This window comes from Enterobacter cloacae complex sp. R_G8 (assembly GCF_024599795.1).
In the GTDB taxonomy this organism is placed as follows: Bacteria; Pseudomonadota; Gammaproteobacteria; order Enterobacterales; family Enterobacteriaceae; genus Enterobacter; species Enterobacter dissolvens.
In genome coordinates, this window is record NZ_CP102246.1 from 3,323,432 (window position 1) to 3,344,695 (window position 21,264).

General features: G+C 55.7%; 16 protein-coding genes, 2 tRNA genes and 1 other RNA gene. 8 read left to right on the plus strand and 11 right to left on the minus strand.

Annotation, left to right across the window (positions count from 1 at the left end; all coding sequences use genetic code 11):
* Window positions 1-5: 5 nt before the first annotated feature.
* The gene (locus NQ842_RS15830) at window positions 6-743 is read right to left on the minus strand and encodes a phosphatase (protein ID WP_008500850.1); all 738 of its coding nucleotides are present in this window, start codon (window positions 741-743) and stop codon (window positions 6-8) included.
* A gap of 84 nt (window positions 744-827) precedes the next feature.
* The gene (gene ghrA, locus NQ842_RS15835; protein WP_163281031.1) at window positions 828-1,766 is read right to left on the minus strand and encodes a glyoxylate/hydroxypyruvate reductase GhrA; all 939 of its coding nucleotides are present in this window, start codon (window positions 1,764-1,766) and stop codon (window positions 828-830) included.
* 231 nt (window positions 1,767-1,997) lie between these two features.
* Between ghrA and NQ842_RS15840 the strand changes: the two genes are divergently transcribed.
* Window positions 1,998-2,085 (plus strand) — tRNA-Ser (locus tag NQ842_RS15840).
* Window positions 2,086-2,128: 43 nt separating this feature from the next.
* Window positions 2,129-2,266, plus strand: a non-coding RNA gene (locus NQ842_RS15845) — RtT sRNA.
* A 131-nt stretch (window positions 2,267-2,397) separates the two neighbouring features.
* Here the strand turns inward: NQ842_RS15845 and NQ842_RS15850 are convergent.
* The gene (locus NQ842_RS15850; protein WP_014831401.1) at window positions 2,398-3,303 is read right to left on the minus strand and encodes a LysR family transcriptional regulator; all 906 of its coding nucleotides are present in this window, start codon (window positions 3,301-3,303) and stop codon (window positions 2,398-2,400) included.
* 109 nt (window positions 3,304-3,412) lie between these two features.
* On the opposite strand from NQ842_RS15850, the gene NQ842_RS15855 reads away from it, so the two are divergent.
* The 3 genes from NQ842_RS15855 (at window position 3,413) to NQ842_RS15865 (ending at window position 5,196) form a co-directional block, all read left to right on the plus strand.
* Window positions 3,413-4,273 (plus strand): pirin family protein, encoded by an 861-nt coding sequence (locus NQ842_RS15855; protein WP_203462110.1) that lies wholly within the window; start codon window positions 3,413-3,415, stop codon window positions 4,271-4,273.
* Between the two features lie 20 nt (window positions 4,274-4,293).
* Window positions 4,294-4,971: an isochorismatase family protein gene (locus tag NQ842_RS15860; protein WP_257256054.1), complete on the plus strand. Its 678-nt coding sequence runs from the start codon at window positions 4,294-4,296 to the stop codon at window positions 4,969-4,971.
* Between the two features lie 137 nt (window positions 4,972-5,108).
* A tRNA-Ser gene (locus NQ842_RS15865) sits at window positions 5,109-5,196 on the plus strand.
* 424 nt (window positions 5,197-5,620) lie between these two features.
* Here NQ842_RS15865 and NQ842_RS15870 read toward each other — a convergent pair.
* The 5 genes from NQ842_RS15870 to efeU form a co-directional block, all read right to left on the minus strand.
* Window positions 5,621-7,126 (minus strand): sodium:alanine symporter family protein, encoded by a 1,506-nt coding sequence (locus NQ842_RS15870; RefSeq protein ID WP_014831398.1) that lies wholly within the window; start codon window positions 7,124-7,126, stop codon window positions 5,621-5,623.
* 406 nt (window positions 7,127-7,532) lie between these two features.
* Window positions 7,533-8,324, minus strand: a complete 792-nt coding sequence (gene phoH, locus NQ842_RS15875; RefSeq protein ID WP_014831397.1) for a phosphate starvation-inducible protein PhoH — start codon at window positions 8,322-8,324, stop codon at window positions 7,533-7,535.
* Between the two features lie 500 nt (window positions 8,325-8,824).
* The gene (gene efeB, locus NQ842_RS15880; RefSeq protein ID WP_257256055.1) at window positions 8,825-10,108 is read right to left on the minus strand and encodes an iron uptake transporter deferrochelatase/peroxidase subunit; all 1,284 of its coding nucleotides are present in this window, start codon (window positions 10,106-10,108) and stop codon (window positions 8,825-8,827) included.
* A gap of 5 nt (window positions 10,109-10,113) precedes the next feature.
* Entirely contained in the window at window positions 10,114-11,241 is a 1,128-nt protein-coding gene (efeO, locus tag NQ842_RS15885) for an iron uptake system protein EfeO (protein ID WP_047362225.1), read from the minus strand.
* 43 nt (window positions 11,242-11,284) lie between these two features.
* The gene (gene efeU, locus NQ842_RS15890; RefSeq protein WP_257256056.1) at window positions 11,285-12,118 is read right to left on the minus strand and encodes an iron uptake transporter permease EfeU; all 834 of its coding nucleotides are present in this window, start codon (window positions 12,116-12,118) and stop codon (window positions 11,285-11,287) included.
* 251 nt (window positions 12,119-12,369) lie between these two features.
* Between efeU and NQ842_RS15895 the strand changes: the two genes are divergently transcribed.
* Window positions 12,370-13,554 carry a NupC/NupG family nucleoside CNT transporter gene (locus NQ842_RS15895; RefSeq protein WP_014831394.1) on the plus strand — a complete coding sequence of 395 codons (1,185 nt, stop codon included), beginning with the start codon at window positions 12,370-12,372 and terminating at the stop codon, window positions 13,552-13,554.
* A gap of 70 nt (window positions 13,555-13,624) precedes the next feature.
* On the opposite strand, the gene NQ842_RS15900 is transcribed toward NQ842_RS15895, so the two are convergent.
* On the minus strand, window positions 13,625-14,044 hold the full coding sequence (locus NQ842_RS15900) for a DUF3574 domain-containing protein (protein ID WP_014831393.1): 420 nt from the start codon (window positions 14,042-14,044) through the stop codon (window positions 13,625-13,627).
* A 117-nt stretch (window positions 14,045-14,161) separates the two neighbouring features.
* The gene (gene putP, locus NQ842_RS15905) at window positions 14,162-15,670 is read right to left on the minus strand and encodes a sodium/proline symporter PutP (protein ID WP_014831392.1); all 1,509 of its coding nucleotides are present in this window, start codon (window positions 15,668-15,670) and stop codon (window positions 14,162-14,164) included.
* 423 nt (window positions 15,671-16,093) lie between these two features.
* Here putP and putA point away from each other — a divergent pair, with 423 nt between their 5' ends.
* Both putA and NQ842_RS15915 read left to right on the plus strand, forming a co-directional pair.
* The gene (putA, locus tag NQ842_RS15910; protein WP_257256057.1) at window positions 16,094-20,056 is read left to right on the plus strand and encodes a trifunctional transcriptional regulator/proline dehydrogenase/L-glutamate gamma-semialdehyde dehydrogenase; all 3,963 of its coding nucleotides are present in this window, start codon (window positions 16,094-16,096) and stop codon (window positions 20,054-20,056) included.
* Between the two features lie 51 nt (window positions 20,057-20,107).
* Complete coding sequence (locus NQ842_RS15915) at window positions 20,108-20,500, plus strand: lysozyme inhibitor LprI family protein (protein ID WP_014831390.1); 393 nt, start codon at window positions 20,108-20,110, stop codon at window positions 20,498-20,500.
* A 53-nt stretch (window positions 20,501-20,553) separates the two neighbouring features.
* On the opposite strand, the gene rutR is transcribed toward NQ842_RS15915, so the two are convergent.
* Complete coding sequence (rutR, locus tag NQ842_RS15920) at window positions 20,554-21,192, minus strand: HTH-type transcriptional regulator RutR (protein WP_047362586.1); 639 nt, start codon at window positions 21,190-21,192, stop codon at window positions 20,554-20,556.
* Between the last annotated feature and the right edge of the window lie 72 nt (window positions 21,193-21,264).

The window sequence follows — 21,264 nt, forward strand, 5'->3', positions numbered from 1 at the left end:
CACAATTAAAGATCGGCAAATTCAGCAATCGGTTCCATTCCGCGTGACTCCAGGAAATCGAGCATGCGGCGTGGGGTCACGTTCAGGATTTGCGCTTCCGGGAAGTTAACATCGTTCAGCACTTTCAGGCACTCGCTGAAATCGCCCAGAGTGAACGCAGTATGGGAATCTGAACCCAGCGCCACCATGCCTCCGGCATCACGCACGGCGGCCGCCACTTCGCGACAGTTGGCTTCACTGCCCTTACGCGAGTGAACAAAGGAGGAGTTGTTAATCTCCAGCGCCACGCGGTGCTTCGCAGCCGCCTGTGCGACAGCCTGAATATCAATCGGGTACTTCGGGTTGCCGGGGTGGCTAATAATATGCACATTGCCGCTGGCAATGGTGGCAATCATCGCCGCGGTATTGGTCTCTTTATCCTGAGGTGCAAAGACAGGCTCATGGAAACCGGCGAGAATAAGATCAAGAGACGTCAGCATCGGGCCGGTGCAGTCGATCTCACCGTCGGTATTTTTGATGTTCGCCTCAATGCCGCGCAGTATCCCAATACCGTCCACCAGACGTGGCCAGATCCGCATATTCACAAAATGCCAGTAGTGCGGCGCATCCGCCATATCCGGGCCATGATCGGTGATGGCAAAAAGCTTGATGCCCTTGAGCTTCGCTTGCGCAATATAATCATGGAGGTTGCTATACGCGTGGGTACTGGCGACGGTGTGCATATGCAGGTCAACGGGATACATCTCTCTCTCCTCTGCGGTTTTTCCAAAGGATAGCAGTTATCTGCAGCGATTATTAGCAAAAACCCGGCTAACGCCGGGTTTCACTCAGTAGCCGCGCTGTCTGTTGACCTGTCCGGTCACCGCGTTGCCCTGCTCTATCTCACTGATGGTGTGCGTAATATAGGCCACCGCCTCTGCCGGACGCGTCACGGCGGCGACGTGTGGGGTCATCGCCACCCGCGGATGCGCCCACAGCGGACTTTCTGCCGGCAGGGGCTCGCGGCTGTACACATCCAGCATCGCGCCTTTCACCTTGCCACTCTCAAGGGCCTTGAGCAGATCGGCCTCTACCAGATGGACACCGCGCGCCAGGTTCATCACGTAACTCTGATCCGCCAACTGATTCAGAAGCGCACTATTAATAATGCCGACCGTTTCCGCCGTATTCGGCAGCAGGTTGATCAGCACGCGCGTGCCCTTCAGAAACGCCGGGAGTTCATCTGTTCCGGCAAAACTTTCAACGCCAGGGTAGTCCTTGCGGCTGCGGCTCCAGCAGCGCAGCGGAAAGCCCCACGGCGCCAGCGCTTCCGCCACTTTTGAGCCGAGCACGCCCGCCCCGAGAATACCGATGGTAAAATCTTCACGCTGATACTCAGGCAGCGGCTCCCAGCGGGATTGCAGTTTTAAGGCCTGATAATCATCAAAGCGGCGGAACCAGTGCAGCACCTGACTCACGGCATATTCCTGCATTTGCTGGCCCATGCCGGTATCTTCCAGGCGGAACAGGGGAATATCTTCCGGCAGCATTTCAGGGTGCGCGTTCAGTTTGCTCAGAATGGAATCCACACCGGCACCGAGGGCAAAAACAGCCTTCAGCTTGCGCCCCTGGAGCATCTCAACCGGGGGATGCCAGACCAGCGCGTAGTCTGCGTGTTCGTTATCACCGCGCTTCCATTCACGCACGCGCGCCCCCGGCAACGCCGCCGAAAGTGCATTAATCCAGTAAGCCGTATCAAAAGTGGGGTGATAGAAGATAATATCCATACTCATTCCTGCCTTTTTTGCGCTGTTTTATTTTCATTTTCAACTGGATTGCCAGCATAACAAATTTATCGCCGGACCGCGTTGCTGATAAAAAAGGCGCTTTCAGCACATTTAAGAATCATGTTGTTTGAAGTTTGTCTAAATGCGCTAATTTACTGAAAAAGTGAGTTGACGGCTGTTCGGCTTTTCCTTACATTAGCGCCCGTCCCGACAACAACGGGATGACAATATGGTGAGGTGTCCGAGTGGCTGAAGGAGCACGCCTGGAAAGTGTGTATACGGCAACGTATCGGGGGTTCGAATCCCCCCCTCACCGCCATATTCAAGGCAAGAGCTCGTACGAAAGTACGGGCTTTTTCTTTTATAGTCTCCGAAAGGGGGGGATGAGAATCCCCGACCGGGGTTCGACAACTGGCGACAGCCAGTTGGACAGACTGCGAGCGCAGCGAACAGGCTGCCCGAAGGGCGAGCGAAGCGAGTCAATCCCCCCCTCACCGCCATATTTAAAGAAGAGCTCGTACGAAAGTACGGGCTTTTTTCTTTTATAGTCTCCGAAAGGGGGGATGAGAACCTTGAGACTCCCTGCGCTCTTTATGTCGGGTGGCGCTGCGCTTACCCGACCTAGACAAAGTTACTCTTCGACCATCTTCGCATACTCTTCAGTGAGAAAATCCACCAGTGCCCTGACGGACGGCAGCAAGCCGCGTCTTGACGGATAAACTGCATGAATCACCTCCCGTCGTGGTTCCCACGCCTCAAGCACCCGAACCAGTTCTCCTGACGCCAGCTGATCTTTCACCATCAATATCGGCAGTTGCACCACACCGATACCCGCCATAGCCGCTGCACGCAGTGCCAGCATGTCGGTGGTAATAAAGCGAGGAGTAAAATGGATTTCCGCTTTCGCCCCTTGCGGACCACACAAATCCCACTTATGAATGTGTTTACCCTCGCCCATACTTAACCCGGGCCAGGCGCTAAGTTCGGACGGCATCAACGGTTTCCCCAGGCGTTCAATTAACGCGGGGCCCGCGACCAGGCAATGTCCCCTGTCGGCCAGCACACGTAATACCAGATCGCTGTCATCAAACGGGCGCGGACGCACGCGGATCGCCACATCAATTCCCTCCCCCACCAGATCAACCCGCCGGTTCGTTGCTTCCAGCTGAAGGGTGATACCGGGGTAGCGCGCCATAAACCGCGCCAGCATCGGGCCGACATGCACATGCAACAACGTGACAGGACAGGTGAGCCTGACGATACCGCGCGGTTCCGCCTGCAGCGCGGCCACGGCTTCCTCCGCCGCTTCCGCTTCAACCATCATGGCTTTGCAGTGCTGATAGAACGTCTGCCCGACCTCCGTTACCGTAAACTGACGGGTTGTACGCTGTATTAACCGCACACCAAGCCGTTCTTCCAGCTGCGCAATCCGGCGGCTCAGCCTGGACTTGGGCAGGTCAAGCGCTCTTCCCGCCGCCGCAAAACCACCGTAGTCGACCACTTTCACAAACCAGACGAAGTCATTGAGATCCTGCATAAATCCTCATCGTTCTATTTTCAGAACAGTGAATGCCATTTTCACCCTCTACCGGGATATTAACGCTGAATATAAGCTAATTACATCAACAGAACATCAGGAGTTCATCATGAAAAACGTAACAGGCGTCTATACCGCACCCCGTCAACACTGGGTTGGCAATGGTTTCCCGGTGCGTTCGATGTTTTCTTATCAGACACACGGCGAGTCGCTAAGCCCGTTCTTACTGCTGGACTACGCAGGCCCACATACCTTCCCGGCGGACGGCACTAAGCGCGGGGTGGGCGAGCATCCGCATCGTGGTTTTGAAACGGTCACCATCGTCTATTCCGGCGAAGTGGAGCATCGCGACTCCACCGGCAAAGGCGGCGTTATTGGTGCGGGCGACGTGCAGTGGATGACAGCCGGTGCAGGCATTCTGCATGAAGAGTTTCACTCCAGCGCGTTCGCGCACAAAGGCGGAGAACTCAAGATGATGCAGCTTTGGGTCAACCTGCCGGCGAAAGACAAAATGGCCACGCCGGGCTATCAAAGCATCACCAAAGCCGATATCCCGGTAGTGACGCTGCCCGATAACAGCGGCTCGCTGCGGGTTATCGCCGGTCACTACGACGATGTTAGCGGCCCGGCGCATACCTTCTCGCCGCTGAACGTGTGGGACATTGCCCTCAACCAGGGCAGCCACATCACGCTCAGTCAGCCAGAGGGCTGGAGCACGGCGCTGGTGGTGCTGGAAGGCCATGTCACGGTGAACGGTACGGCTCACGCGGGAGAAGCACAGCTGGTGGTCATGAGTCAGGAAGGTGAGACGTTACATCTGGAAGCCGGCAGCGATGCCAAAGTATTGCTGATGGCCGGTGCACCGCTGAATGAACCAATTGTGGGCTACGGCCCATTCGTGATGAACAGTAAAACCGAAATCAATGAAGCCATTCGTGATTTCAACTCCGGCCGCTTTGGCCAGATCTAACCGTAATAAAGGAGAAGAACATGTCTACACCTGCCAATTTTAATGGAGCACGTCCGGTCATTGATGTGAACGATGCGGTGATGTTGCTTATCGACCACCAGAGTGGCCTGTTCCAGACCGTCGGAGATATGCCGATGCCTGAGCTGCGTGCCCGTGCGGCGGCTCTGGCGAAAATCGCGACGCTTGCGAACATCCCGGTGATCACCACCGCTTCCGTTCCGCAGGGCCCAAACGGTCCGCTCATCCCGGAAATTCATGCCAACGCGCCGCATGCACAGTATGTGGCACGTAAAGGGGAGATCAACGCCTGGGATAACCCGGAATTTGTGGCCGCGGTTAAAGCCACCGGACGTAAAACGTTGATTATCGCCGGTACCATCACCAGCGTCTGCATGGCGTTTCCGTCGATTAGCGCAGTGGCGGATGGTTATAAAGTCTTTGCGGTGATTGATGCGTCCGGTACTTACAGCAAAATGGCGCAGGAGATCACCCTGGCCCGTGTGGTGCAGGCAGGCGTGGTGCCAATGGATACGGCGGCCGTTGCCTCTGAGATCCAGCGGACATGGAACCGTGAAGATGCGGCCGAGTGGGCAGACGTCTACACGCACATTTTCCCGGCGTATCAGCTGCTGATCGAGAGCTACGGCAAGGCGCAGGAAGTGATGAAAAACAGCGAAGCGCTCGATTCACAGCGTTAAGCGCCCGTGCTGTGACCAAAGCTGATTAAGGCTTAACCGAACACGCACTAAAGCTGAAAATCTGCTTGACCGTTTTAGCGCAACTCCCTATAGTAGCGCCCCGTTGCCCCCCAAGCGGTCAGGCAGCAAAACAATATGGTGAGGTGTCCGAGTGGCTGAAGGAGCACGCCTGGAAAGTGTGTATACGGCAACGTATCGGGGGTTCGAATCCCCCCCTCACCGCCATATTCAAGACAAGAGCTCGTACGAAAGTACGGGCTTTTTTCTTTTATAGTCTCCGAAAGGGGGGGATGAGAATCCCCGACCGGGGTTCGACAACTGGCGACAGCCAGTTGGACAGACTGCGAGCGCAGCGAACAGGCTGCCCGCACAAAAACGCCGGGAGCGTTTTTGAACAACGCCTGCGTTGGCCCCAAAGGGGCGAGGCCCATGGATGGGCCGAGTAACGGCGAGCAAAGCGAGTCAATCCCCCCCTCACCGCCATATTCAAGACAAGAGCTCGTACGAAAGTACGGGCTTTTTTCTTTTATAGTCGCCTTATCTCGCCGACAAGCCTCGTAGGCCCGTGCAAGCGTAGCGCCGCTGGGCGAAACCAACAAAGCGCACATTGCCAACAGTCTGAGCCCGTATAGCAATACGGGCTACCCCCTTAATTGTTCACTTTTCCTGCGCTCTGCTCTCTCACGACAGAAGTCGTCTGTTCTGGATTCGCAGCAGGTTCATCTTTACGCTCTTCCAGCCAGTAATCGGCATTTTTAATCCCCAGGCGAATCGGATCAAAATGCGGATCCAGTCCCTGCGCATTCTGAATTTCATAATCTTTCAGACTGACGAACGCTTTTTTATGCAAAAGCACAATGGCAATAATGTTGAGCCATGCCATCAGCCCTACCCCAATATCTCCCAGCCCCCATGCCAGATCCGCGGTGCGGACGGTGCCGTAAACCGTGGAAGCCATCAGACATAATTTGAGCAAGAATGTCAGCCACGGACGGTGAATTTTACGGTTGATGTAGGCGATATTGGTTTCAGCAATATAGTAATAGGCAATAATGGTGGTGAAGGCGAAGAAGAACAGCGCAATAGCCACAAAGTAATTACCAAAGCCTGGCATCATACTTTCCATTGCCGTCTGCACATAGCCTGGCCCTGCCGCCACGCCTGAAATACCGGTGTAGAGGGCTGCGCCATCGACACCCTGAACATTGTAAAGACCGGTGATCAACAGCATAAATCCGGTCGCGGAGCAGACAAACAGCGTATCGATATAGACCGAGAAAGCCTGAACCAGCCCCTGTTTCACCGGATGGCTCACTGCCGCCGCGGATGATGCATGCGGGCCGGTACCTTGCGCCGCCTCGTTGGAATAGACGCCGCGCTTAACGCCCCACATGATAGCCTGACCCAGGATAGCACCAAAGCCAGCTTCAAGACCAAAAGCACTTTTCCAGATCAACAGAATCACACCAGGAAGCTCGGTAATATTAATCGCGATAATAACGCAAGCCACAATAATATAGCCGAGCGCCATAAACGGAACGACCATACTGCTAAAACTGGCGATCCTTTTCACGCCACCGAAAATAATAAAGCTTAACAGTACGGCCAGTAATGCCGCCGTGACATTGGGATCAAGCCCAAAAGCAATATCCAGACTGGCACCAATCGAGTTTGCTTGTACCCCTGGCATTAATAGACCGCAGGAGAAAATGGTGACGACGGCAAATAACCATGCATACCATTTTACCCCTAATCCTTTTTCGATATAAAAGGCAGGACCGCCACGATATTCACCGTTAATTTTTTCTTTATAAACCTGGCCCAACGTAGATTCCACAAACGCTGAACTGGCACCTAAAAATGCCACCATCCACATCCAGAAAAGTGCGCCCGGTCCCCCGAAGGTAATGGCGGTGGCGACACCAGCAATGTTTCCGGTCCCTACTCGCCCTGCCAGCGTCATCGTCAGTGCCTGGAAAGACGATACCCCGGCATCGGTAGGACGCCCCTGGAACATCAAGGTAATCATATGTTTTATATGACGTAACTGTAAAAAACGACTACGTAATGAGAAATAGAGACCGACACCCAGACATAAAAATATTAACGCCGGGCTCCAGATAACACCGTTAATTGCACCAACCAGTTCGTTCATGTATGACCCTCAACGTGATGTTCCAGGGAAACGGTTCCCCATGGGATTTTCTTGTTAGAATGTTGTTTGAATCAGTACGAAACATAGATAATTACCCACAAGACACCAACTTAATTTTTACAACTTAGTAACATTATGTGACAACATTCACGTTTAAATTTGAACGAACAATTAGCGCGATCATGATATTCATGGGTATTTTGTGGATATTATAAATACGCGTCACATTTCGCTGAGAGGGATAAAAACCCACCGCTGAAATCAATACCGAAATGATGAATTCCGCACGACAGGTGCTTTATTAAAAGATAACCACGCGCGAGGTGAGAGCAGGAATAAACGAAGCTTCCCGGCATTACGCCGGGAAGGGATTACTGAAGAGAGGTAAAACGGTAATGTTTTACCTTCAGTCGGAATAGACTTGCAGCGTGCGCTGACACAACGCCGATCGCACACAGTCATCTTTGGTGAAGCGAACCACCCCAATCATCTCATCTTCCTCAAAACGTGACATGGCGTCGCTCAATCCGGATTTCACGCCGGATGGCAGGTCACATTGGGTAATATCGCCATTGACGATAACCGTCACGTTCTCCCCGAGGCGCGTTAAGAACATCTTCATTTGCGCAGCGGTCACGTTCTGAGCCTCGTCAAGAATGACGACCGCATTTTCAAATGTACGTCCGCGCATATAGGCGAACGGCGCGATTTCCACCTTGCCAATCTCTGGTCGCAGGCAGTACTGCATAAAGGATGCACCCAGTCGCTTCACCAGCACGTCATAAACGGGCCTGAAGTAAGGGGCAAACTTTTCCGATATATCTCCGGGCAAGAAGCCGAGATCTTCATCAGCTTGCAGTACCGGACGGGTAACAATAATTCTCTCCACGTCCTTATGGATCAGGGCTTCCGCTGCTTTGGCTGCACTGATCCAGGTTTTCCCGCATCCGGCTTCACCGGTTGCAAAGATGAGCTGTTTACTCTCGATAGCATTCAGGTAGTGCGCCTGAGCCTCATTGCGCGCCACAATTGGGGAATTATCACGGCTGTCCCGCGCCATGCCAATTGCTTCTACGCCACTCATCTGCACAAGCGAGGTGACCGATTCTTCTTCACGCTGTTTATGACTACGTGAATCCCGTCTCAGCACACGTTTTGCTTCGCGACGAGCTTTGATCACTGCTTTTTGTCTTCCCATGGATAGCACCTTGAGTTGTTGGTATTCATCACACGCGCCAGCTTCGGCACGATTATGCGCACGAACATCAGAGGGTTGGCTTCCTTGTAAGCCATTGCTTGCCTTTCCGGATGACGAAACAGAATAGCTACGCGCACCATTCTGCACGTCGGTAGAATCAGGTTTCTGAGTAGAAGGGGAGAATTTAGTGGTGAGGAAATCGCTGCCGGAGTCTGAGCCTCCGCGCCGGGTGCTGCGGTTGTTGTGTTTACCTTGTCCAGTACAGGACGCAACCATTCGCGATCTCCATAGTGATTCAGCATCACTGCCGGGAACTACCGCTGTCTTATCTTAAGTACATCAGGAGTTATCATAAATGCAACATTTATTTTACCTGACTGCAACTTTTAAGACTGCTCCTGCAGTTGAAATCAGTCTCATACAGGAATATTACAGAAATATAACAGAGAGATAGTCATAGGAAAAAATAATGTCCCCGCGAACTATCGCAGGGACAATTATCAGGCTTCGATCAGCCCTTGCGCGAGATACGCGTTCGAATCGCGTACCCCCGGCAGCGCGAAGAAATAGCCGCCACCGATAGGTTTAATATACTCTTCAAGCGCTTCACCGTTTAACCGCTTCTGCACGGTGAGGAAGCCTTTCTCCAGATCGTGCTGGTAGCAGACAAACAGCAGCCCCATATCGAGCTGACCCGAGTTGGTCACCCCCAGCGAGTAGCTATAGCCCCGGCGCATCATCAGGCTGGACTGCGTCTCTTTGGTGCGCGGGTTCGCCAGACGGATATGGCTATCCAGCGCAATGGTATCGCCATTGGGATCGCTGGCGTAATCCGGCACATCATGTTCGTGCTTCATGCCAAGCGGTGCCCCGCTCTGCTTGTCACGGCCAAAGATCGTCTGCTGCTCTTTGAGCGGCGTGCGATCCCAGAATTCCACATGGAACTGAATCACCCGCACCGCCTGATAGCTCCCGCCCACGGCCCATGCTGGCTCGCCCTGATCGGCTGTAACCCACACCACCTCTTTCATTAGCGCGCTATTGCTGCTGTCCGGGTTGGCAGTGCCGTCCTTAAAGCCCAGCAGGTTAACCGGCGTCTCTTTGCCTTTGCTGCGGGCAGCATGGTCAGAGATAAACCCTTCCCGCTTCCAGCGCACACTCAGCAGATCCGGCGTGTGCTTGATAATATCCCGCAGGGCGTGGATCACCGTGTCCTGCGTATTGGCACAGATCTGCAGGAGCAGATCGCCGTGGCACAGAGCCGCGTCCAGCGAGTCATTCGGGAAACGCGTCATTTTTTGCAGCACTTTCGGCTTCTGTTTTGCCAGCCCGTAGCGCGCATCAAACAGCGATTCGCCCAGCGACACCGTAATGGTCAGGTTATCCGGAGCGATAAACGGCCCTAAGATCCCCGAGTCCATGGGCGGCAGACGCGGGTTAGGCGTTTCCGGTGCCGGCCCCCCGGCAGTCAGAAACGCGATGCGGGTGGTCAGCAGGCGGAACAGACGCTCCAGGTCAGCTTTATCGCTTGCCAGCGAATCAAAGGCCACCAGCATCATGGCGGCCTGCTGTGGCGTCAGAATGCCCGCCTGATGCTCACCATAGAACGGCTGCGTCTCCATACGGGCATTCGGTGACAGCGTGCCGGGTGCACTTTGCGGTTTTGCCGCATGCGCCACCGGACACCCTCCTGCCAGGGCAAATGCGCCCCCCAGCGCCCCTACCCCTTTCAACAACCGACGACGTGAAGGTTCCGCCACGTCGTATTCGTCATGCTTGTTCATCGTGCTTAGTCCAGACCCAGTACGCCACGCAGCAGGGAGAGATCTTCCGCCAGGGTGGTAATCGGGCCTTTCAGCGCATTACGATCGGCGTCGGTCAGTTTATCGTAGGTTTCAAACCCGTCTTTGGTGCGGTACTTCGCCAGAATGGTGTCGACTTTCTTAAAGTTGGCATCCACTTTTGCCAGCAACTCGCTGTTCTCTTTCTGCAGCTGAGGGCGCAGCAGGTTAACAATTTTCTGCGCGCCATCGACGTTCGCCTGGAAATCCCACAGGTCAGTGTGGCTGTAGCGATCTTCTTCACCGCTGATTTTGCTGGCGGCCACTTCTTCAATCAGTCCGGCCGCGCCGCCCACCACTTTTGACGGCGGGAAGGCGAGTTCGCTGATGCGCTTTTGTAGCTCCAGCACATCGCTGTTGAGCTGATCGGCATACTTCTCCATCCCTTTGGTGGAGTTATCGCCAAACAGGGCTTTCTCCAGACGGTGGAAGCCGGTGAATTTTGGATCGGCCGCTTTCTGCTCGTAATCGTCTTCACGGGCATCAATGCTGCCATCAAGATCGGAGAACAGCTCCGCAATCGGCTCAATGCGCTCGTAGTGCTGACGGGTTGGCGCATACAGGGATTTCGCTTTGTCGAGATCGCCCGCTTTCACCGCATCCGTAAAGGCTTTGGTTCCCGCCGCCAGGTCTGCCGTCTCTTTGGTGACATACGCTTTATAGGCAGTGATGGCGTCGCCCAGGCTCAGCAGAGCCGTGCCTTTTGCGGCATCCGCTGTGGCATTCCCCTTGACGATGAGCTTACCCTTAGGGTTGGTCAGCAGACCGCAGGTCATGTCATATTCACCCGGCTGCAGGTTAGCCGTCATTTTCTGGCTAAAGCCCGGTGCAATATTTTCGCGCTCTTCCACGACCATCACGCCTTTGAGAATTTCCCACTCCAGCGCTTTCTGGCTGTGGTTCTGAATAATAAATTGTGTCTTACCGCTGTTGACCGTAATGGTCATCGGCTCACACTGCTTATCATTCACCGTCACCTTAACCTGTGGAATATCAGCAGCCTGAGCGGCGAAGGCAGAAGCAACAAGCGCTGCCACACCAACCTGTAACGCACTACGACGAAATTGAATTGCCATGACCCTTCCCTTTTAAAAGTATGTTGTAACTACAGTAAGCACATCAGGGCGCAGTACGCGACGACTGAGCGCTGGGGCGCGATGGCATAAAGAACAGCGCCAGCGCCGGAATAAGATAGATAAAGTACATCGCAACTTCGCTGACGCTTGGTGTTTCCTGGTAGCCGAAGATCCCTTCAAGCAGCGTGCCGGTCAGTGAATGGGTAGAAAGAACGTTGCTGAGATCGAACGCCACATCCTGGAAGTGGTTCCACAGACCCGCCTCATGGAAAGCGCGGATCGCCCCTGCTGCCAGCCCTGCGGCCACCAGCAAAATGAACAGGCTGGTCCATTTAAAGAACGCCCCCAGGTTCAGGCGAATGCCGCCCCAGTAGAGCAGGAAGCCGAGCACCACGGCCGTTGCCAGCCCCAGCATCGCCCCTAGCGGTGGCCAGATCCCCACATCCTGCTGAAAGGCGGCCAGCAGGAAGAAAACGGACTCCAGGCCTTCACGCGCCACGGCGAAAAAGACCATCATGATCAGCGCCCAGCCGTGATGATTTCCCTTCTGCAGGGCGTTATCTACCGCCTGCTCCAGCTGCACCTTCACGTTACGCGAGACTTTACGCATCCAGAACACCATCCAGGTGAGGATCACGACCGCAATCACGGCAACGATACCTTCGAACAGCTCCTGTTCTTTCTGCGGGAATTCACCGGTGGTTTCATTGATCAGAATCCCCAGGCCCAGACAGAGCGCCGCGGCGAGGAAAACCCCTATCCACATCACGCCAATCCAGCGTCCACGCTGGGTTCGCTTCAGATAACTGGCGATGAGGCTAACAATGAGGGCCGCTTCGAGGCCTTCCCGTAACATTATGAGAAATGGAACAAACATGCCGACACCTTAAATGTTTATCGCGGTCAACTGATGCAAAGAAAGGTAAATTCTTGTGATAGTGATTATCATTACGGCGATAAGAAAAACAAGCGAAATGTGTGGTGTTTTGATGACGAGTTGTAAACGCATCGCGGGGTAATAGTTACGCTCGTAACGTTCAGATTTATAAGTTATAATGAAAATGCCCATTTACGGTTAATCAGCGCTGTGGCTAAATATCCGCCTCGCAAACTAACCGAAAATAAACCATGTTTAAGATTGTCCATTTCCTGCTGGCGCTGGTGATTATTCTTGCGCTTGCCTGGCTTACGAGTTTTGACCGCCGAAAAATTCGCATTCGCTTTGTTTTACAGCTGATCGTTATTGAAATCGCACTGGCATTCTTTTTCCTGCATGCCGAAAGCGGGTTATTCCTGATTAAATACGTCTCCGGTTTCTTTGAATCGCTGCTGAAATTTGCCAGCGAAGGGACCAATTTCGTCTTTGGCGGAATGGGTGAAAAAGGACTGGCGTTCATTTTCCTCGGCGTACTGTGCCCGATTATCTTTATTTCCGCACTGATTGGTATTCTTCAGCACTGGCGCATTCTGCCGATTTTTATTCGGGTGATCGGGACACTGCTGTCGAAACTGAACGGTATGGGCAAGCTGGAATCCTTTAACGCGGTAAGCTCGCTGATCCTCGGACAGTCTGAAAACTTCATTGCCTACAAGGGCGTACTGGGCGATCTCTCGTCACGTCGTCTGTTCACCATGGCGGCCACGGCCATGTCGACCGTCTCCCTGTCGATTGTTGGTGCCTATATGACCATGCTCGACGCTAAATTTGTGGTAGCGGCGCTCGTTCTCAACATGTTCAGCACCTTCATTATTCTCTCCGTCATCAACCCGGTGCGCCCGGAAGCGGAGCCGGATATTAAGCTCGAAAAACTGCACGAATCCCAGAGCTTCTTCGAAATGCTGGGCGAGTATATTCTGGCTGGTTTTAAAGTGGCGATGATTATTCTGGCTATGCTGATTGGCTTCATTGCCCTTATTAGCGCCATCAACGCCCTTTTCTCCAGCATATTTGGCATGAGCTTCCAGCAGATCCTGGGCTATGTGTTTTATCCGCTGGCGTGGCTGGTGGGTATTCCGCTGAGTGATGCCTTAAATGCCGGCAGTATTATGGCAACCAAACTGGTAGCGAATGAATTTGTGGCAATGATTGAGCTGCAAAAAATTGCGCATCAGATGTCACCGCGCGGACTGGGGATTTTATCCGTGTTCCTGGTGTCGTTTGCTAACTTCGCCTCCATCGGTATTGTCGCAGGCGCAATCAAGGGCCTGAACGAGCAGCAGGGGAACGTGGTCTCGCGGTTTGGTCTGCGTCTGGTGTATGGCGCGACGCTGGTGAGTTTGCTGTCGGCGAGCTTTGCGGGCCTGGTATTGTGATGTGATGCCGGGTGGCGCGCAGCGATCCCGGCCTACGATACAACAACGGCGGGTTATCCCGCCGTTTTCATTAAAACTGCACGCACACCGGCTGATCGACCCGCATCACCGATTCCTGCGCGAAGCGGGATTTATAAATCCCACGTAACGCTTCAATGTTTTTCTCGCTCTGCGCATCTTTTCCGTGGATCAGCATCAACGCCTTGCTCGGTTCGCGTGCCACTTTCCCGTCGTTGCCCAGCCACTGTCCACGCGCATCAAACACCGTTAAGCCATCGCGAAAACGCGGCGTGACGTCCTGGTCAACAAACTGCTGCCACTCGTTGGGGGTGATCTGCGCTCCGGCAGGACGATTTAAGCCGAAATAGAGCGTGGTCTGCTGCATCTGGTTGTCCGCTTTGCAGGTCTCTGACGCCGTAGGCTGCGACGGCGCCGTGCAGCCCACCAGCATCATTAATGCCGCTACCATTAACCCTGTTTTGATTGTCATGCTTCGCTATCCTCATTGTTATAAGTGCAGCGATATCACCGTAAATTACGGATTTTGGCAAGAAAAAAGCCGGGTGGCGCTGACGCTCACCCGGCTTACAGTGTGCAGGAAGAAAAATTACTCAGCCTGGAGCTTCGTCGGCGGCGCAGTGTGGTAATGGGCATCCGCTTCTGCAAAGCGTTTCTGCATGGAGGCAGACGGCGCTTTACCCAGCAGGCTGAAGACCACAATACCGATACTGCCGAAGATGAAGCCCGGGATGATTTCGTACAGGCCCAGCCACGCGAACTGTTTCCAGACGATAACGGTCACTGCACCAATAATCATCCCCGCCAGCGCGCCGTTACGGGTCATACGTGACCACATCACGGAGAACAGCACCACCGGCCCAAACGCCGCACCAAAGCCCGCCCACGCGTAGCTCACCAGACCCAGCACGCGGTTTTCCGGGTTAGACGCCAGCGCAATCGCCACCAGCGCCACCAGCAGCACCATAAAGCGCCCTACCCACACCAGCTCTTTCTGGCTCGCGCCTTTACGCAGGAAAGCCTTGTAGAGGTCTTCAGTGATCGCACTGGAGCAGACCAGCAGCTGGCAGCTCAGGGTCGACATTACCGCCGCCAGAATGGCAGAGAGCAGAATACCGGCAATCCACGGGTTAAACAGGATTTGTGCCAGCTCGATAAACACGCGCTCGGCGTTTTGGTTTACCGCGCCCGCCTGCGCCGGGTTATTGCTGAAGTATGCGATGCCAAAGAAGCCCACCGCGCACGCCCCTGCCAGACAGAGGATCATCCACGTCATACTGATGCGACGCGCATGAACGATGGTGTGGTGAGAATCGGCCGCCATAAAGCGCGCCAGGATGTGCGGCTGACCGAAGTAGCCCAGACCCCAGCCCATCAGGGAGACGATGGCAACAAAGTTCAGCCCTTTGAGCATATCGACGTTTTCAATGCTCTTCTGCTTGATCACTTCCAGCGAATCGCCAAGACCGCCGACGGTGAAAATCACAATTACCGGGGTCAGGATCAGGGCGAAGATCATCAGGCTCGCCTGCACGGTGTCGGTCCAGCTTACCGCCAGGAACCCACCCACGAAGGTATAGAGGATGGTTGCCGCCGCACCGGCCCACAGGGCGGTTTCATAGCTCATGCCGAAGGTGCTTTCGAACAGACGCGCACCGGCCACAATGCCGGAGGCACAATAGATCGTGAAGAACAGCAGGATCACCACCGCCGAGATAATGCGCAGGATGCGGCTGTTATCTTCGAAACGGCCGGTGAAGTAATCCGGCAGCGTCAGGGCGTTGTTGTTCGCTTCGGTATGCACGCGCAGACGGCCCGCCACCAGCTTCCAGTTAATCCACGCCCCAACGGTCAGGCCAATAGCGATCCAGCTTTCAGAAATACCGGAGATGAAAATCGCCCCCGGCAGCCCCATTAACAGCCAGCCACTCATGTCCGATGCCCCCGCAGAGAGCGCGGTCACCATCGGGCCTAAACTGCGGCCACCCAGAATGTAGTCATCAAAGTTCTTTGTTGAACGCCATGCCAAAAACCCTATCAGGATCATGCCAAATATATAAACGAGAAATGTCACCAGCATCGGTGTGCTAATTGCCATTCAAATTCTCCAAAAGTCGAGCGACAACCGTCCGGGTTGCCTTTGTTATGTCATCACCGGAACGGGGTGATGTGTGTATGTGTTTCTGTTGGCCGCGCGTATCCTGCCGTAAGCAGTGCTCGCACACAAACGATTTAACACTGCATTTACATCAAATTCATCCCTGGTTTTATATGTCTTTCCTATAGGTTGCACTCGCTCACATTTATACGGGTTGCACCTTTTAAAAGTGTTAAGTACCGCATAAAAACAGGCTTCCCATGCAGAAGCCAGCGCTTTTTTCCAGCTAACCATCCGTTAACAATCCATTCATTTTTCAGCTTGCAAGCCGGGTCACATTTAACACGGTTGCACAAAGTTGCAACATGGTGGATATTTCAGGCTAACCACCGAACATCATGAAAGAACAACAGGAGTTTTGGCATGGGCATGACCACCATGGGGGTTAAGCTGGATGACGCAACCCGCGAACGGATTAAGACCGCAGCAACCCGCATTGACCGCACGCCGCACTGGCTAATCAAGCAGGCGATTTTTAACTATCTCGAACGGCTTGAGAGCGACGAGGGTCTGCCTGAGCTGCCCGCCCTGCTGGCGGGTGCCGCCAATGAAAGCGATGACGCCACCGCCGCGGCCGAGGAGAATCACCAACCGTTCCTCGAGTTCGCCGAGCAGATCCTGCCGCAATCCGTCAGCCGTGCCGCCATTACCGGCGCGTACCGCCGTGCTGAAACCGACGCTGTGCCAATGCTGCTGGAACAGGCTCGCCTGCCAGAAGCCGTTGCCGCGCAGGCGCACAGCCTGGCGTATCAACTGGCCGACAAGCTGCGTAATCAAAAAACCGCCAGCGGCCGGGCCGGCATGGTGCAGAGCCTGCTGCAGGAGTTTTCCCTCTCTTCGCAGGAGGGCGTGGCGCTGATGTGTCTGGCGGAAGCGCTGCTACGTATTCCGGATAAAGCCACCCGCGATGCGCTGATCCGCGATAAAATCAGCAACGGCAACTGGCAATCACACATTGGCCGCAGCCCGTCGCTGTTCGTCAACGCCGCCACCTGGGGTCTGCTCTTTACCGGCAAACTGGTCTCGACCCACAATGAAGCCAACCTCTCCCGCTCCCTGAACCGTATCATCGGTAAGAGCGGCGAGCCGCTGATCCGCAAAGGCGTGGATATGGCGATGCGTCTGATGGGCGAGCAGTTTGTTACCGGGGAAACCATCGCCGAAGCGCTGGCCAACGCCCGCAAGCTGGAAGATAAAGGGTTCCGCTACTCTTACGACATGCTGGGTGAAGCGGCCCTGACCGCTGCCGACGCGCAGGCCTACATGGTCTCTTACCAGCAGGCGATCCACGCCATCGGTAAAGCCTCTAACGGCCGCGGTATTTATGAAGGTCCGGGCATCTCAATCAAGCTCTCCGCCCTGCACCCGCGCTACAGCCGCGCGCAGTACGACCGGGTAATGGAAGAGCTCTACCCGCGCCTGAAATCCCTGACCCTGCTGGCGCGTCAGTATGACATTGGCATCAACATTGACGCCGAAGAGGCAGACCGCCTGGAGATCTCGCTCGATCTGCTGGAAAAACTGTGCTTTGAGCCGGAGCTGGCAGGCTGGAACGGAATTGGCTTTGTTATTCAGGCCTACCAGAAACGCTGCCCGTTCGTTATTGATTACCTGATTGACCTGGCCAGCCGCAGCCGTCGTCGTCTGATGATCCGTCTGGTCAAAGGTGCCTACTGGGACAGCGAGATCAAACGCGCCCAGATGGAAGGTCTGGAAGGCTATCCGGTTTACACCCGCAAGGTATACACCGACGTCTCTTACCTCGCCTGTGCCAAAAAACTGCTCGGCGTGCCAAACCTGATCTACCCGCAGTTCGCTACCCACAACGCCCACACCCTGGCGGCGATCTACACCCTGGCCGGACAGAACTACTATCCGGGCCAGTACGAATTCCAGTGCCTGCACGGCATGGGTGAACCGCTGTACGAGCAGGTCACCGGTAAAGTGGCCGAGGGCAAACTGAACCGTCCGTGCCGTATTTATGCCCCGGTGGGTACCCATGAAACCCTGCTGGCGTACCTGGTGCGTCGTCTGCTGGAGAACGGAGCGAACACCTCCTTCGTTAACCGTATTGCCGATACCACCCTGCCGCTGGACGAACTGGTTGCCGATCCGGTGCAGGCCGTTGAGAAAATGGCGGCTCAGGAAGGCCAGATTGGTCTGCCGCATCCGAAGATTGCCCTGCCGCGCGAGCTGTACGGCAAAGGCCGCATCAACTCGGCGGGTCTGGATCTCGCTAACGAACACCGCCTGGCGTCCCTCTCTTCTGCCCTGCTCAACAGTGCATTGCAGAAATGGCAGGCCAAACCGATGATGGAACAGCCGGTCGCTGACGGCGAGATGCAGCCGGTGATTAACCCGGCAGAGCCAAAAGATATTGTTGGCTACGTGCGTGAAGCCACGGAAGCGGAAGTGGATCAGGCGCTGGAGAGCGCGGTAAACAACGCGCCAATCTGGTTCGCCACCCCGCCGCAGGAGCGTGCCGCCATTCTGGAACGCGCCGCGGTGCTGATGGAAGATCAGATGCAGTCGCTCATCGGTATCCTGGTGCGTGAAGCGGGGAAAACCTTCAGTAACGCTATCGCCGAAGTCCGCGAGGCCGTGGACTTCCTGCACTACTACGCAGGCCAGGTACGCGATGATTTCGATAACGAAACGCACCGCCCGCTTGGTCCTGTGGTCTGTATCAGCCCGTGGAACTTCCCGCTGGCGATCTTCACCGGCCAGATTGCCGCCGCGCTTGCCGCAGGCAACAGCGTGCTGGCCAAACCCGCGGAGCAAACCCCGCTGATTGCCGCTCAGGGCATTAACATCCTGCTGGAAGCGGGCGTACCGGCGGGCGTGGTGCAGCTGCTGCCAGGCCGGGGTGAAACGGTGGGTGCGAAGCTCACCGCAGATAACCGCGTGCGTGGCGTGATGTTTACCGGCTCCACCGAAGTGGCCTCCCTGCTGCAGCGTAACATCGCCACCCGTCTGGATGCCCAGGGCCGCCCAACACCGCTTATCGCGGAAACCGGCGGCATGAACGCCATGATTGTTGACTCCTCTGCCCTCACCGAGCAGGTGGTGGTTGACGTGCTGGCCTCCGCCTTCGATAGCGCCGGTCAGCGCTGCTCCGCCCTGCGTGTGCTGTGCCTGCAGGACGACGTGGCCGACCACACGCTGAAGATGCTGCGTGGTGCCATGGCCGAGTGCCGCATGGGTAACCCGGGCCGTCTCACCACCGATATCGGGCCGGTGATCGACGCGGAAGCCAAAGCCAACATTGAAAACCACATTCAGGCCATGCGTGCCAAGGGCCGTCCAGTGTTCCAGGCCGTGCGTGAAAATAGCGAAGATGCCCGCGAGTGGCAGACCGGCACCTTTGTGCCGCCAACGCTGATTGAACTGGCAAGCTTCGACGAGCTGAAAAAAGAGGTCTTCGGTCCGGTCCTGCACGTGGTGCGTTACAACCGTAACAACCTGAACGCGCTGATCGAGCAGATCAACGCCTCCGGCTATGGCCTGACGCTCGGCGTGCATACCCGCATCGACGAAACCATCGCCCAGGTCACCGGCAGCGCCAAAGTGGGCAACCTGTACGTCAACCGCAACATGGTGGGTGCGGTCGTGGGCGTACAGCCGTTCGGCGGCGAGGGGCTCTCCGGCACCGGTCCAAAAGCGGGCGGTCCGCTCTACCTGTACCGTCTGCTGGCAAACCGTCCGGAGAACGCGCTGGGCGTAACGCTGGCACGCCAGGATGCAGACTATCCGGTGGACGCGCAGTTGAAAACCGTGCTGACGCAGCCGCTGGAAGCCCTCATCACCTGGGCGGAAAAACGTCCTGAGCTGCGTGCTGTCGCACGGCAGTACGGCGAGCTGGCGCAGGCCGGCACGCAGCGTCTGCTGCCGGGGCCTACCGGCGAACGCAACACCTGGACGCTGATGCCGCGCGAGCGCGTGCTGTGCGTGGCGGATAACGAACAGGATGCGCTGGTTCAGCTGGCCGCCGCGATGGCAACGGGTTGTGAAGTGCTGTGGCCGGAAGAGGGTCTGCACCGCGATCTGGCGAAGCAACTGCCGAAAGCGGTTTCTGCCCGCATTCACTTTGCGAAGCCTGATGCCCTGCTTGCGCAGCCGTTTGACGCGGTTATCTACCACGGTGATTCCGATCAGCTGCGCGAACTGTGCGAGCAGGTTGCGGCCCGCAGCGGTGCCATCATTTCCGTGCAGGGCTTCGCCCGCGGGGAAACCAACCTGCTGCTGGAGCGTCTGTACGTGGAGCGCTCGCTCAGCGTCAACACCGCGGCGGCGGGGGGTAACGCCAGCCTGATGACAATCGGCTAACGCTGTGCTAATAAGGCTCCGGAGACGGAGCCTTATTTTATTGGGGAGTGTATGAAACGATTTATTATCGCAGGTGCAGCACTGCTGCTCAGCGCCAGCGCGCTGGCCGACGAGTGCGACAAAGCGACCACCCAGCTTGAACTGAATACCTGTAGCGCGCAGCAGTACCAGGCTGCCGATAAAAAGCTCAACCAGACTTATCAGGCCGCCATTAAACGTGCGGCGGCCCCACAGCGTGACCTGCTGAAAAAGGCGCAGCAGGCGTGGATTGCCCTGCGCGATGCAGACTGCAACTTTATCGGTTCCGGTACCGAGGGGGGCAGCGTGCAGCCTATGATCATTAGTCAGTGCCTGACAGAGAAAACCGTGGAACGCGAGGCGTTTCTGGCCTCGCTGATGCAGTGTGAAGAGGGCGACTTAAGCTGTCCTCTCCCGCCGGGCTGACGAGGCACGGAACTATTCCCTCTCCCTGTGGGAGAGGGTTAGGGTGAGGGAAACTAGCGCACGCGGATCCCTTCAATAATCATCCGCTGCACGTTTTCGAGGGTGCTCTGGAAGAACGCTTCGTCCTGCAGCGTCTTTCCGGTCACCGCTTCCACCTGGGCCGCAAAGTCAGCGTAGTGCTGAGTGGCGGCCCAAATCATAAAGATCAGATGCTGCGGATCGACAGGTGCCAGTTTGCCGCTGGCGACCCATCCGGCGATGATCGCGGATTTATCGTCCACCAGCTGTTTCAAATCACCCGTCAATTCGGCCTTCAGCAGCGGCGCACCCTGCAGCATCTCCAGACAGAACAGCCTGGATGCCTGCGGATAATCACGGGAGACCTCCAGCTTCAGGCGAATGTACTCTTTGATCGCCACCAGCGGGGTGAACTCCTGACGAAAGGCTTTCAGCGGCGCCAGCCAGATATCCAGGATCTGCTGCATCACCGCCACGTACAGCGCCTCTTTCGACGGGTAGTAATAGAGCAGATTGGTTTTGGACACCCCGGCCTGCTCCGCCACCTGCTCCAGGCGCGTGCCGTGAATGCCAAACTGCGAAAAAGTCTCCAGCGCCGCACTGAGGATGGCGTGTTTTTTGGCGCTCACCGCCTGCGAACGTTTACCTGCTGTTTTCACTGCGCCTTGTGTCATCCCGCTCTCCTTATTCTGCGTTGCCATCAGCATAGCAAAACCCCCGCCTCGCCACGATATTCTGCACTCCCA